This is a genomic window from Arthrobacter sp. EM1 (assembly GCF_029964055.1).
GTDB lineage: Bacteria > Actinomycetota > Actinomycetes > Actinomycetales > Micrococcaceae > Arthrobacter.
Window position 1 is genome coordinate 1,717,672 of sequence record NZ_CP124836.1, and the last position, 13,753, is coordinate 1,731,424.

Annotated in this window: 11 protein-coding genes; all 11 read left to right on the forward strand. The window is 65.3% G+C overall.

Annotated features, from left to right (window positions below):
* Nucleotides 1-44 precede the first annotated feature (44 nt).
* The 11 genes from uvrA to tpiA all read left to right on the forward strand — a co-directional run bounded on the left by uvrA (nt 45) and on the right by tpiA (nt 13,752).
* Entirely contained in the window at nt 45-2,885 is a 2,841-nt protein-coding gene (gene uvrA / locus QI450_RS07850; RefSeq protein WP_226774920.1) for an excinuclease ABC subunit UvrA, read from the forward strand.
* 111 nt (nt 2,886-2,996) lie between these two features.
* Nucleotides 2,997-3,773, forward strand: coding sequence for an HAD hydrolase-like protein (locus QI450_RS07855; RefSeq protein ID WP_226774875.1), 777 nt, complete (start codon nt 2,997-2,999; stop codon nt 3,771-3,773).
* Entirely contained in the window at nt 3,760-4,428 is a 669-nt protein-coding gene (locus QI450_RS07860) for a lysophospholipid acyltransferase family protein (RefSeq protein WP_226774876.1), read from the forward strand. The genes QI450_RS07855 and QI450_RS07860 overlap by 14 nt, the downstream gene beginning before the upstream one ends.
* Nucleotides 4,429-4,472: 44 nt before the next feature.
* Nucleotides 4,473-6,500, forward strand: a complete 2,028-nt coding sequence (gene uvrC / locus QI450_RS07865) for an excinuclease ABC subunit UvrC (RefSeq protein ID WP_226774877.1) — start codon at nt 4,473-4,475, stop codon at nt 6,498-6,500.
* 122 nt (nt 6,501-6,622) lie between these two features.
* Nucleotides 6,623-7,546: an RNase adapter RapZ gene (gene rapZ / locus QI450_RS07870; protein WP_226774878.1), complete on the forward strand. Its 924-nt coding sequence runs from the start codon at nt 6,623-6,625 to the stop codon at nt 7,544-7,546.
* Nucleotides 7,546-8,565: a uridine diphosphate-N-acetylglucosamine-binding protein YvcK gene (gene yvcK / locus QI450_RS07875; protein ID WP_226774879.1), complete on the forward strand. Its 1,020-nt coding sequence runs from the start codon at nt 7,546-7,548 to the stop codon at nt 8,563-8,565. Before rapZ ends, yvcK begins: the two co-directional genes overlap by 1 nt.
* A 10-nt stretch (nt 8,566-8,575) precedes the next feature.
* The gene (gene whiA / locus QI450_RS07880) at nt 8,576-9,556 is read left to right on the forward strand and encodes a DNA-binding protein WhiA (RefSeq protein WP_226774880.1); all 981 of its coding nucleotides are present in this window, start codon (nt 8,576-8,578) and stop codon (nt 9,554-9,556) included.
* A 172-nt stretch (nt 9,557-9,728) separates the two neighbouring features.
* On the forward strand, nt 9,729-10,352 hold the full coding sequence (locus QI450_RS07885; RefSeq protein ID WP_226774881.1) for a superoxide dismutase: 624 nt from the start codon (nt 9,729-9,731) through the stop codon (nt 10,350-10,352).
* Nucleotides 10,353-10,607: 255 nt separating this feature from the next.
* The gene (gene gap / locus QI450_RS07890) at nt 10,608-11,618 is read left to right on the forward strand and encodes a type I glyceraldehyde-3-phosphate dehydrogenase (protein ID WP_226774882.1); all 1,011 of its coding nucleotides are present in this window, start codon (nt 10,608-10,610) and stop codon (nt 11,616-11,618) included.
* Nucleotides 11,619-11,628: 10 nt separating this feature from the next.
* The gene (locus tag QI450_RS07895; RefSeq protein WP_226774883.1) at nt 11,629-12,855 is read left to right on the forward strand and encodes a phosphoglycerate kinase; all 1,227 of its coding nucleotides are present in this window, start codon (nt 11,629-11,631) and stop codon (nt 12,853-12,855) included.
* An 81-nt stretch (nt 12,856-12,936) separates the two neighbouring features.
* On the forward strand, nt 12,937-13,752 hold the full coding sequence (gene tpiA, locus QI450_RS07900) for a triose-phosphate isomerase (protein ID WP_226774884.1): 816 nt from the start codon (nt 12,937-12,939) through the stop codon (nt 13,750-13,752).
* The last annotated feature ends 1 nt before the right edge of the window (nt 13,753 follow it).

The following is a 13,753-nucleotide window of genomic DNA, read 5'->3' on the forward strand; positions in this document are numbered from 1 at the left end:
CGGGCCGCGCAGACGATGCGCGCCCCGCGGTGAAGCGTCCGGACATGTCGCGGCTGGTGGTCAAAGGCGCGCGCGAGCATAATCTGCGCAACGTGGACCTGGACCTGCCCCGCGACTCCATGATCGTTTTTACCGGCCTCTCCGGCTCGGGCAAGTCGTCCCTGGCGTTCGACACTATTTTTGCCGAAGGCCAACGCCGCTACGTCGAATCCCTCTCCGCCTACGCCAGGCAGTTCCTCGGCCAGGTGGACAAGCCCGACGTCGACTTCATCGAGGGCCTCTCGCCCGCGGTGTCCATCGACCAGAAGTCCACCAGCAAAAACCCGCGCTCCACGGTGGGTACCATCACCGAAATCTACGACTACATGCGGCTCCTGTGGGCCCGCGTTGGCCGCCCACACTGCCCCATCTGCGGGGAGCCCGTCGCGAAGCAAACCCCGCAGCAGATCGTGGACCAGCTCCTGGAGCTGCCGGAAGGCACCCGCTTCCAGGTCCTGGCACCGGTTGTCCGGGGCCGCAAGGGCGAATTCGTCGAATTGTTCAAGGAGCTCACCGCCAAGGGATACTCGCGTGCCCGGGTCGATGACACGCTGATCCAACTCAGCGACCCGCCCAAGCTGGGCAAACAGTTCAAACACACCATCGAGGTGGTGGTGGATCGCCTTGTGGTCAAGGACGGCATCAGCCAGCGCCTCACGGACTCGGTGGAAACTGCCTTGGGCCTTGCCGAGGGCAGGATCCTCGCCGAGTTCGTCGACCTCGAAGCTGACGACCCGGAGCGGGTCCGGGCGTTCTCCGAACACCTCGCCTGCCCAAATGAGCACCCCCTGGCGATCGATGAGATCGAACCCCGCTCCTTTTCCTTTAACAATCCTTTCGGTGCGTGCTCGGCCTGCAGCGGCATCGGCACGAAGCTCGAGGTCGATGAGGAACTGATCATCCCGAACGGGGAGTTGTCCCTGGCGGAGGGTGCCATCGCTCCGTGGTCGCTCGGCACGGCAACCACGGAGTACTGGAACCGGCTGCTCGGCGGACTCGCCAAGGAACTGGGTTTCTCCATGAAAACCCCGTGGGACAAGCTCTCCGAGGACACCCGCCAGACCGTGCTGCACGGCAAGGACCACAAAGTGGTGGTGCAGTACCGCAACCGTTTCGGCCGGGAACGCAAATACAGCACAGGCTTCGAAGGCGTCATCCAGTACGTCCACCGCAAGCACCTCGAAACGGACTCGGACAAGGCCCGGGACCGTTACGAGGAGTACATGCGGCAGATTCCGTGCCCGGTCTGCAACGGTGCACGCCTGAACCCGGCCTCGCTCTCGGTGCTGATCAACGGCAAGTCCATTGCCGCGGTCGCCGCGTTGCCAATGCGCGACTGCGCCTATTTCCTGGACAACCTGGTGCTGACCGGACGGGAGGCCCAGATTGCCAACCAGGTCCTTAAGGAGATCCAGGCCCGGCTCACCTTCCTGCTCGACGTCGGCCTGGAGTATTTGAACCTGGAGCGGGCGTCCGGCACTCTCTCCGGCGGCGAAGCCCAGCGGATCCGGCTGGCCACCCAGATCGGTTCCGGCCTGGTGGGTGTCCTTTACGTCCTGGACGAGCCTTCCATCGGCCTGCACCAGCGGGATAACCGGCGCCTGATCGAGACACTCACCCGGCTGCGGGACCTCGGCAACACCCTGATTGTGGTCGAACACGACGAGGACACCATCCAGGAGGCCGACTGGGTGGTCGATATCGGACCCGGCGCCGGCGAGCACGGCGGCATGGTGGTGCACTCCGGTTCCTATCAGGGGCTGCTCGAGAACACCGAGTCACTCACCGGTGACTACCTCTCCGGCCGGAAGCGGATCGAAGTCCCGAAAAAGCGGCGAAAGTACGACAAAAAGCGTGAGCTTAAGGTCGTCGGCGCCAAGGAGCACAACCTCCTGAACGTTGACGCTACGTTCCCGCTGGGTCTGTTCACCGCGGTGACCGGCGTCAGCGGCTCCGGCAAGTCCACCCTGGTAAACGAGATCCTGTACAAGGTCCTGGCCAACAAGCTCAACGGCGCCAAACAGGTGGCCGGACGGCATAAGTCCATCCAGGGCCTCGAGCATCTCGACAAGGTGGTCCACGTCGATCAGAGCCCCATCGGCCGCACACCGCGGTCCAACCCAGCCACCTACACTGGCGTTTTCGACAATATCCGCAAGCTTTTCGCGGACACCACTGAGGCCAAGGTGCGCGGCTACCTGCCGGGCCGGTTCTCCTTCAACGTCAAGGGCGGCCGCTGCGAGGCTTGCTCCGGTGACGGCACGCTGAAGATCGAAATGAACTTCCTGCCGGACGTCTACGTACCCTGCGAGGTGTGCCACGGCGCCCGGTACAACCGCGAAACCCTGGAAGTCCACTACAAGGGCAAAACGATCGCCGACGTACTGAACATGCCCATCGAGGAAGGCGCCGAATTCTTCGCGGCGTTCTCGCCGATTGCCCGCCACCTGAGCACCCTCGTCGACGTCGGGCTCGGCTATGTCCGGCTGGGGCAGCCCGCGACGACACTCTCCGGCGGCGAGGCCCAGCGGGTGAAGCTGGCAGCCGAACTGCAGAAGCGCTCCAACGGCCGCAGCATCTACGTCCTTGACGAACCCACCACAGGGCTGCACTTCGAGGACATCCGGAAACTGCTGCTGGTCCTGCAGGGCCTCGTGGACAAGGGCAACACCGTCATCACCATCGAGCACAACCTCGATGTAATTAAAAGCGCTGACTGGATCGTCGACCTGGGCCCGGACGGAGGGTCCGGCGGTGGCCGAATTGTAGCTTCCGGAACACCGGAACAGGTGGCAAAGTCCACCCAAAGCCATACCGCGGCCTTCCTGGCCGACATTCTGGCCTGAAGCCGGCCGGGGCCGGTGCTTCCACCGAAGCGCCGGCCTTGCCGCGTCGGATACATTCCTTTCGGGGCATACGGGTTTCTGGCATCGGGAGACTCGTGAGAAACTAAGCCGGTGACCCAAACAACAGTGCCCGTGATTTTCGACCTGGACGGCACTCTTGTCGATCCGGTGCACGGAATATCGGACGGAATCGCGGCGGCCCTTACAGAGCTCGGACTCCGCATTCCGGGTAAAGCCCGAATGGATGCCATGATTGGCCCCAAACTCAGCCATTCGCTCACCGAAATCGCCGGGGTGCCTGCCGGTCAACTGGACGACGCCATCCGCATCTACCGTGCGCACTATCTGGCCACCGGCATCGCCCAAAGCCGGCTCTATCCCGGTATTCGCGCGCTGCTGGAAACCTTTGCCGGCGCAGGCCGGCCCATCGCCGTCGCCACCCAGAAACCCGAGGGCCTGGCCCGGACAGTGCTGGAGCACCACGGGATTGCCGGCCTGTTCCTCACCATCCGAGGCTCGGCCGCGGATGAGGCAGCGGCAGCCGGGACCCAGTCGGGGAAGAAATCGATCGTTGCCGCGGCGCTCTCGGATTTCTCCGGCCGTGGCCTGGACACCCGCGGTGCCGTGATGGTGGGGGACCGTGCCCAGGACGTTGCCGGCGCCGCTGCCAACGGCCTTGACTGTATCGGCGTAGGCTGGGGATTCGCTCCGGCTGGGGAACTGAACACTGCCGGCGCCGTGGAGGTTGTGCACAGCAGCGCCGAACTCTACGGGAGCATTACCCGGCGGGACACCGCCGTGAATCCGGAGCCGCTGGACCCGGTTGCCGTGAACCCGAACCTGACGAACGACGCTGTAAACGAGGTGTGCACCGATGGCAATGTTTGATGCAATCCGCTGGACCACCCGGGGTCTGGTGACCTCGACCTGCCGGCCGACGGTCATCGGACTTGAGAACGTGCCCAAGCACGGTCCCTTCATCGTGGCCCCCAACCACCTCTCGTTCCTGGACAGCGTGATCGTCCAGGCGCTGATGCCCCGCCCGGTCGCCTTCTTTGCCAAAGCCGAGTACTTCACCACCGGCGGAGTCAAAGGCAAGGTCATGAAGTCCTTCTTCGAAGCCGTTGGCTCGATCCCGGTGGAACGGGGCGAGCAGGCAGCCAGCGTCCAGGCGCTCAAAACGCTGCTGGAAATCCTGGACTCCGGCAAGGGCATCGGTATTTACCCGGAGGGCACCCGCTCCCGCGACGGAATTCTTTACCGCGGCCGCACCGGCGTGGGGTGGCTTGCCTTGACCACCGGCGCCCCGGTGCTCCCGGTGGGGCTGATCGGCACCGAGCACCTGCAGCCGGCGGACAGCAAGTCGGTCAAGCCGCAGCACTTCACCATGAGGGTCGGCGAACCGATGTATTTCGACAAAACCGGACCGGACCACTCCCTGCCGGCCCGCCGGCAGGCCACCGACCGCATTATGGACGCGATCGCCGAACTCAGCGGCCAGGAACGTTCCACCAGCTACAACCAGAGCAAGGCAGTGGACTAGCGCAGCCGTCAAGGGCACTGCTGCAGGCTCAGTAGACTGGAATCGTGGCAGATCCAGCGGGTTACCGACCCCAGACAGGTGAGATTCCGACCAATCCGGGCGTTTACCGCTTCCGCGACCCGCACGGCCGGGTCATCTACGTCGGCAAGGCCAAGAACCTCCGCTCGCGGCTGAACTCCTACTTCGCCAACCCGGCCGGCCTGCTGCCTAAGACATATGCGATGGTGCATACCGCGAGCAGTGTCGAGTGGACAGTCGTCGGCAGCGAACTTGAATCCCTCCAGCTGGAGTACACCTGGATCAAGGAATTCAAACCCCGGTTCAATGTCATGTTCCGGGATGACAAGAGCTACCCGTATCTCGCCGTATCGATGGCGGAGAAATACCCCCGGGTGCAGGTCCTGCGTGGCGAGCGCCGCAAGGGGACCCGCTACTTCGGCCCCTACACCGCGGGCGCCATCCGGGACACCATGGACACCCTGCTGCGAGTTTTCCCGGTCCGCAGCTGCAGCCCCGGCGTCCTGAAACGGGCCGAAGCCAGCGGCAGGCCGTGCCTGCTTGGCTACATCGACAAGTGCGCGGCACCCTGTGTCGGGCGCATCTCGGCCGAAGACCACCGCGCGCTGGCCGAGGACTTCTGCTCCTTTATGGGCGGCGAAGCCAAACCCTTCGTGACGCGGCTCGAGAAAGACATGGCTGCGGCGGTCGCGGAACTGGACTACGAGCGGGCTGCCCGGATCCGGGACGACATCGTTGCGCTGAAAAAGGTCTTTGAACGCAACGCAGTGGTCCTGGCCGAGGATACCGACGCCGACGTTTTTGCCCTGCACGAGGATGAGCTCGAAGCGGCCGTGCAGGTCTTCCACGTCCGGGGCGGCCGGATCCGCGGTCAGCGCGGCTGGGTGGTGGAAAAGGTCGAGGACACCACCACCCCGGACCTGGTGGAGCATTTGCTCCAGCAGGTCTACGGCGAGGAAGCAGGACTGCAGGGCAGGCTGCCGCGGGAGGTCCTCGTCGCGACGGAGCCCAGCAACGCCGCCGAACTGGCACAGTGGCTCAGCGGGCTGCGCGGGGCCCGGGTGGACGTCCGTGTCCCGCAGCGCGGCGACAAGGCCGCGCTGCTGTCCACCGTCCGGGAGAACGCCGAGCATGCCCTTAAACTGCACAAATCACGGCGCGCGGGGGACCTGACCATGCGTTCCCAGGCCCTGCAGGAACTGCAGGAGGCGTTGGATCTGCCGATCGCGCTGCTGCGGATCGAATGCTACGACATCTCGCACGTCCAGGGCACCAACGTTGTTGGTTCCATGGTGGTGGTGGAAGACGGCCTGCCGAAGAAGTCCGAGTACCGGAAGTTCTCCGTCACCGGCGCCGCCGCAACTGACGACACTGCCGCCATGCATGACGTTCTCACCCGGCGCTTCCGGAACTATCTGCAGGAGAAAGCGGTCCAGGCAGACGCGGCCCGGCAACCCGGACACCAGGCGCTGCTGAACGCTGTGGCAGACGCCGCCGTCGCCCCGGCGGCCGGGACCACGGTGGCGGATACCACCACTCCGGCGCCGCGAACCAAATTTGCCTACCCGCCCAACCTGGTCGTCGTCGACGGCGGCAAGCCCCAGGTCAACGCGGCCGCCCGGGCCCTGGCCGAGCTGGGCATCGACGACGTGTACGTTGTCGGCCTAGCCAAAAGGCTCGAGGAAGTCTGGTTGCCGGACAGTGACTTCCCGGTGATCCTGCCGCGGGCCTCCGCCGGGCTGTATCTGCTGCAACGCATCAGGGACGAAGCGCACCGTTTCGCGATTTCCTTCCACCGGCAAAAGCGCGGCAAGGCGATGACCGTCTCCGCGCTCGACGGTGTGCCCGGCCTCGGTGACTCCAAACGCAAGGCGTTGCTCGCCCGGTTCGGCTCGGTGAAGAGCATCAAGGCGGCCAACATCGAGGAACTGACCGGGGCCAAGGGGATCGGTCCGTCCCTGGCTGAGGCGATCGTGCGGCACTTCTCCGCCGACGTCGAGAACGCCACAGTGCCCGCGGTCAACATGACCACCGGTGAAATCCTGGACACTTAGCTAGCGCCGGCAAACTTAGCTAGGGTTAGGACTTGGGATGAGGCGGGCCGCGACGGAACACTGCGCGGCCGCCACCCTTGAAGAGGCAGCGCACAACAGCACAGCAGAACGGGGCTTCACTGATGGCAGAGTCGACGGCAGGATCCGGTACAGAGCCGGACGGCATGACACCGGTAAAGCCCGTTGAGGCGGAACTTCTTGTCGTGACGGGCATGTCCGGAGCCGGCCGGAGCACTGCTGCGGACGCCCTGGAGGACCACGGCTGGTACGTCGTGGAGAACCTCCCCCCGCAGATGCTCGGCACCCTCGCGGAAATTGTCTCCCACGCCCCGGGTTCTATTTCCAAGCTTGCTGTTGTGATGGATGTCCGGAGCAAGGAGCTGTTCGCCGACATCCGTTCGGCCCTGCGGAACCTGGAAGCCAGCGGCGTCGGGTTCCGGGTCCTGTTCCTCGATGCCAACGACGACGTCCTGGTCCGCCGCTTCGAGCAGGGCCGGCGTCCGCACCCGCTCCAGGCCGGCGGCAGGATCCTTGACGGCATCGCCGCGGAACGCGAACTGCTCCACGAACTGCGAACCTCTGCCGACATTGTGCTGGACACCTCCGCGCTGAACGTGCACGGGCTCGCGACGGCGATCACCGAACTCTTCAGCGAAACGGGACCCGTGGCCCTGCGCCTGAACGTGATGAGCTTCGGTTTTAAGTACGGGCTTCCGGTCGACGCCAACTTCGTCGCAGATGCCCGTTTTATTCCCAACCCGCATTGGGTGCCGGCCCTCCGCCCGCACACCGGGCTGGACGAGGACGTCAGCGACTATGTGCTCAAGGCGCAAGGCGTCAGCGATTTTGTGGAACGCTACGTGCTGGCTCTTGAGCCGGTCCTGGACGGCTACCGCCGGGAGAACAAGCACTACGCGACCATTGCCGTCGGCTGCACCGGCGGCAAGCACCGCTCCGTCGCCGTCGCCGTCGAACTGTCCCGCCGGCTCGCGCAGTACCCGCGCGTCACCGTGACCACCACCCACCGGGACTTGGGCCGCGAATAATGGCGCTGCTCACCGGGCCGTTGCCCCTCGTTCCGCCGGCCAGTGCCGCGTTCGGCAGCCAGCAGGATAAGGGCCCTTCCGTCGTCGCGCTCGGCGGCGGCCATGGCCTCGCCGCGTCGCTCTCAGCGCTGCGCCTGCTGACCTCTGAGCTGACCGCCATCGTGACGGTAGCTGATGACGGTGGCTCCTCCGGACGGCTGCGCGAGGAGTATGGCGTGCTGCCCCCCGGGGACCTGCGGATGGCACTCTCGGCACTCTGTGACGACACCGACTGGGGCCGCACCTGGCGGGATGTGATGCAGCACCGATTCGCACCCGGCAAGGGCCGTGGCGGCTCGCTCGACGAGCACGCCATGGGCAACCTGCTGATTGTGACCCTCTGGGAACTCCTGGGCGACACCGTGGCGGGCCTCAAATGGGCCGGTGCGCTGCTGGGCGCGCGCGGCGAGGTCCTGCCGATGTCCAGCCTCCCGCTGACCATCGAGGGCCAGGTCCGTGTCACCGCCCCGGACGGCACCTCGGCGCTGCACACGGTGTCCGGGCAGGCCAAATGCGCCGTCGCGGGCTCACTGGAAAGCGTCCGGCTGTTGCCGGAGAACGCCCCGGCCTGCATCGAGGCACTCACCGCGATCGAATTGGCCGACTGGGTCATCCTCGGCCCGGGCTCCTGGTACACCTCCGTGCTGCCGCACCTGCTGCTGCCGGAAATGCGTGAAGCGCTGTGCAACACGGCAGCCCGCCGGTGCCTGACCATGAACCTCGCCACGGACACCAAGGAAACCCTCGGGATGTCCGCCGCCGACCACCTGCGGGTGCTCCGGCAGTACGCGCCGGACTTTACGATCGACGTCGTCCTGGCCGATCCGGCGTCCGTGGCTGACCTCGCCGACTTCGAACAGGCCGCCGGGATGCTCGGCGCCGAGGTGGTGTTGGGTAAAGTGGGGGCGTCGCGCCGCCAGCCCATCCACGACCCCCTGCGGCTGGCAACGGCTTACCACGACATTTTCGGGAACAGGTAGGAAAGGTGCCATGGCACTGACAGCATCAGTCAAGGAAGAACTGTCCCGGCTGGACATCAAGAAATCCTCGGTCCGCAAGGCTGAAGTGTCCGCCATGCTCCGCTTCGCCGGCGGGCTGCACATCATCTCGGGCCGGATTGTGATCGAAGCCGAGGTGGATCTCGCGTCGACTGCGCGCCGGCTCCGGGCAGCCATCGCCGAAGTGTACGGACACCAGAGCGAGATCATCGTTGTGTCCGGCGGCGGGCTGCGGCGCGGCAGCCGCTACGTGGTGCGTGTGGTCCGCGACGGCGAAGCGTTGGCCCGGCAGACGGGTCTCCTGGACGCCCGCGGCCGCCCGGTCCGCGGCCTGCCCTCGGTCGTGGTGAATGGATCCGCGGCCGACGCCGAGGCCGTCTGGCGCGGCGCCTTCCTTGCCCACGGATCCCTCACCGAACCCGGCCGCTCTTCTGCCATGGAGGTCACCTGCCCCGGCCCGGAGTCCGCACTGGCCCTCGTCGGCGCCGCCCGTCGGCTCGGCATCCAGGCCAAGGCCCGCGAAGTCAGGGGAGTGGACCGAGTGGTTATCCGCGACGGCGACACGATCGCCGCGCTGCTGACCCGGATGGGCGCCCACGACGCGCTGATGGTCTGGGAAGAGCGCCGGATGCGCAAGGAAGTCCGTGCCACCGCGAACCGGCTGGCCAACTTCGACGACGCCAACCTGCGCCGTTCCGCGCAGGCCGCCGTCGCTGCCGGCGCCCGCGTGGACCGGGCCCTGGAAATCCTCGGCGACGACGTACCGGAGCACTTGAAGTACGCCGGTGAGCTGCGGGTCGCGCACAAGCAGGCCAGCCTGGACGAACTGGGCCGGCTCGCGGACCCGGTGATGACCAAGGACGCAATCGCGGGACGGATCCGCCGGCTGCTCGCCATGGCGGATAAACGGGCGCAGGACCTCGGCATCCCCGGTACGGAAGCGAATGTGACACCGGAAATGCTTGACGAGTAGCCTCTCCTCAGAAACAACTGCAGAATTCAGATGGGGCAGCGGGAATACCTCAGCCGGACCGGAGGCTATGCCCACTGGATCCCGATCCAGAAACTTCCGGGTGCAAACACATCCGGATGCACAATCCGAGACTTACCAAACGGACAACCAGTCCACGACATTGGAGGATTTTGTGACCGAGTACGTACTGCCCGACCTCAGCTATGACTACGCAGCGCTGGAGCCCCACATCTCCGCGCGGATCATGGAGCTGCACCACAGCAAGCACCACGCCGCCTACGTGGCCGGCGCCAACAACGCCCTGGCCCAGCTGGCCGAAGCACGCGAAAAGGGCGACTTCGCCAACATCAACCGCCTCTCCAAGGACCTTGCGTTCCACACCGGCGGACACATCAACCACTCCGTGTTCTGGAACAACCTCTCCCCTGATGGCGGGGACAAGCCCGAAGGCGAGCTGGCGGCCGCCATCGATGACGCCTTCGGCTCCTTTGACGCGTTCCGGGCGCACTTCACCGCCGCGGCCATGGGCCTGCAGGGCTCCGGCTGGGCGTTCCTGGCCTACGAGCCGATCGGCGGAAACCTCGTGATCGAGCAGCTCTACGATCAGCAGGGCAACGTCGCCGTCGGTACCACGCCGCTGCTGATGCTGGACATGTGGGAGCACGCCTTCTACCTGGACTACGTCAACGTCAAAGCAGACTACGTCAAGGCCTTCTGGAACATCGTGAACTGGGCCGACGTCGCCAAGCGCTTTGACGCCGCCCGCCAGAACGCCACCGGCCTGATCACGCTGTAGCAGGTCATGCGGCTGTAACAAAGCTCACAATTGGGCCCGTTCGGCCCAAATTGTGGACGGTCCGCCCCCGCACTTGCGGGGGCGGGCCAAGCTAAACGTAAGATGGATCACGGAAGGCGGTTAGCCTTCAGCAATGTGGCTGGTCGCCCTCCGATCTGGTAATCATCTCTGCCCAATGGCGTGCGGGATCTGTTAGTTGGCTTGAGCGCCTTCTCAACTAGTCGTGCTTGTAAAAGCACCAAGGAGACTGAAAACGTGACCACCCGTATTGGTATTAACGGCTTTGGCCGTATTGGCCGCAACTACTTCCGCGCCGCACTCGCCCAGGGGGCGGACCTCGAGATCGTTGCAGTCAACGACCTCACCAGCCCGGAAGCACTGGCGCACCTCTTCAAATACGATTCCGTCGGCGGCCGTCTGGCCCAGACCATCGAAGTCAAGGACGGCAACATCGTCGTCGACGGCAAGACCGTTAAGGTCCTCGCCGAACGCGACCCCGCCAAGCTGCCCTGGGGCGAGCTCGGAGTCGACGTTGTGATCGAGTCCACCGGTTTCTTCACCAAGGCCGCCGATGCGCAGAAGCACATCGATGCCGGCGCCAAGAAGGTCCTGATTTCCGCCCCCGCCTCGGACGAGGACATCACGATCGTGATGGGTGTGAACGAAGGGCTTTACGACCCGGCCGCTCACCACATCATTTCCAACGCCTCCTGCACCACCAACTGCCTCGGCCCGCTCGCCAAGGTGCTCAACGACGCCTTTGGCATCGAGCGCGGCCTGATGACCACCATCCACGCATACACCGCTGACCAGAACCTGCAGGACGGCCCGCACAAGGACCTCCGCCGTGCCCGTGCCGCAGCCATCAACATGGTTCCCACCTCCACCGGCGCGGCCAAGGCAATCGGACTGGTCCTGCCCGAACTCAAGGGCAAGCTCGACGGCTACGCCATCCGCGTGCCGGTCCCTACCGGCTCCGCAACCGACCTGACCGTTATTGTGTCGCGAGAGACGACCGTCGAGGAAGTCAACGCCGCGCTCAAGGCCGCGTCCGAAACTCCCGAACTCAAGGGCCTGCTGACCTACACCGACGAGCCGATCGTCTCCTCCGACATCGTCGGCGACCCGGCATCCTCCATCTTCGACTCCGGGCTCACCAAAGTGATCGGCAACCAGGTCAAGGTTGTTTCCTGGTACGACAACGAGTGGGGCTACTCCAACCGCCTCGTGGACCTCACGGAGCTCGTCGCAGCCAAGCTGGGCTAGGGTAAGACTCATGACATTCCACACCCTCAACGAACTGATCGCTGATGGTGTCCGCGGGCGGTACGTTCTGGTCAGAAGTGACCTGAACGTACCGCTCGACGGCTCTTCAGTCACTGACGACGGCCGCATCAAGGCCTCCCTCCCAGTGCTGGCGAAGCTCACGGATGCCGGTGCCCGCGTGCTGGTTACAGCCCACCTCGGCCGCCCCAAGGGCGCCCCCGAGGACAAGTTCTCACTCAAGCCAGCTGTCGCGCGGCTTGCCGAACTCGCCTCCTTCAAGGTCGCCCTTGCAGGGGACACCGTCGGCAGTTCCGCTGCGGCCGGAGCGGCGGCGCTGCAGGACGGCGAGGCCCTGGTCCTGGAGAACGTTCGTTTCGACGCCCGGGAGACGTCAAAGGACGACGTTGAACGGGGCGCATTCGCCGATGAGCTGGTGGCCCTCACCGGATCCCACGGCGCGTTTGTGGACGACGCCTTCGGCGCCGTACACCGCAAGCACGCCAGTGTGTACGACGTCGCGACCCGCCTGCCCTCCTACCAGGGCGACTTGGTCCGCACCGAGGTCGAGGTGCTGCGCAAGCTCACCACCGACACGCAGCGGCCCTACGTCGTTGTGCTGGGCGGTTCCAAGGTCTCGGACAAGCTGGCCGTGATCAACAACCTCATCGGCAAGGCAGACACCATCCTGGTCGGCGGTGGCATGTTGTTCACCTTCCTCGCCGCCGCGGGCCACAAGGTGGCCGGCAGTTTGCTCGAAGAGGACCAGATTCCGGTCGTGCAGGACTATCTGGCGCGCGCAGCGGCCGCCGGGACCGAATTTGTGGTTCCCACCGACGTCGTGGTGGCAAATAAGTTCGCCGCCGACGCCGCGCAGGAGACGGTGCGTGCGGACGCGATGGAAGGCAGCAGCTTTGGCGCGCAGGGCATTGGCCTGGACATCGGTCCGGAATCGTCTGCCGCGTTCGCGGAACGGATCCAGGGCGCCAGGACGGTGTTCTGGAACGGACCCATGGGGGTATTCGAGTTCCCTGCGTTCGCCGCCGGGACACGGGCCGTCGCCGCGGCACTAACCGAAACCGGGGCGTTCACAGTCGTCGGCGGCGGCGACTCCGCCGCCGCGGTCCGGACCCTCGGTTTCGCCGATGATCAGTTTGGGCACATTTCCACCGGCGGCGGCGCCAGCCTGGAGTACCTTGAAGGCAAGGAACTTCCCGGCCTGAGCGTCCTGGACCGCTAAATCCTCCAGCCGGCAGGGCCCCTTCTCCAAGGACGGGCGCCCTGCCGGCTGTTTCACTGCTACGACCTTTTTGGAGACCACGTGACTACGTCAAGCAACGGAAAATTCGACCGGACGCCCTTCATCGCTGGCAACTGGAAGATGAACATGGACCACGTCCAGGGCATTACCCTGCTGCAGAAGCTGGCCTGGACCCTCTCGGACGCCAAGCACGACTACAGCCGGGCGGAGGTTGCCGTTTTCCCGCCGTTTACCGACCTTCGCGGTGTCCAGACGCTCGTCCAGGGCGATGAGCTGAAGGTTGTCTACGGTGGCCAGGATCTCTCGCCGGCCGACTCCGGTGCGTACACCGGCGACATTTCCGGGCAGTTCCTCGCCAAGCTTGGCTGCAGCTACGTCCTGGTCGGGCACAGCGAACGCCGCACCATCCACCACGAAGCTGACGAGGTCCTCAACGCGAAGACCAAGGCAGCCTTCCGGCACGGCATTACCCCCGTGCTGTGCGTCGGCGAAGGCCTGGAAATCCGGCAGGCCGGAACGCACGTTGACCACACACTCGCGCAGCTCCGGGCTGGCGTCGAGGGCCTCACCCCCGAGCAGGCCGCGGAACTCGTCGTCGCCTACGAGCCCGTTTGGGCCATCGGAACGGGCGAAGTTGCCGGTCCGGACGACGCGCAGGAAATGTGTGCCGCGATCCGCAGCGAACTGTCCACCCTTTTTGGTGCCGACGTCGCCGCCAAGACCCGGCTGCTTTACGGCGGTTCGGTTAAGGCCAACAACGCTGCCGCCATCATGAAAGAGCACGACGTGGACGGCTTGCTTGTTGGCGGCGCCAGCCTGGATGCCGCCGAGTTTGCTAATATTGTCAGGTTCGAGAGTCACCTGCTGACGGATTAGT

Coding starts and splice junctions, on each gene's coding strand:
- QI450_RS07860 (WP_226774876.1), top strand. CDS start 3,760: ATGGCAATGTTTGATGCAATCCGCTGGACCACCCGGGGTCTGGTGACC.
- uvrA (WP_226774920.1), top strand. CDS start 45: ATGTCGCGGCTGGTGGTCAAAGGCGCGCGCGAGCATAATCTGCGCAAC.
- rapZ (WP_226774878.1), top strand. CDS start 6,623: ATGGCAGAGTCGACGGCAGGATCCGGTACAGAGCCGGACGGCATGACA.
- whiA (WP_226774880.1), top strand. CDS start 8,576: ATGGCACTGACAGCATCAGTCAAGGAAGAACTGTCCCGGCTGGACATC.
- QI450_RS07895 (WP_226774883.1), top strand. CDS start 11,629: ATGACATTCCACACCCTCAACGAACTGATCGCTGATGGTGTCCGCGGG.
- yvcK (WP_226774879.1), top strand. CDS start 7,546: ATGGCGCTGCTCACCGGGCCGTTGCCCCTCGTTCCGCCGGCCAGTGCC.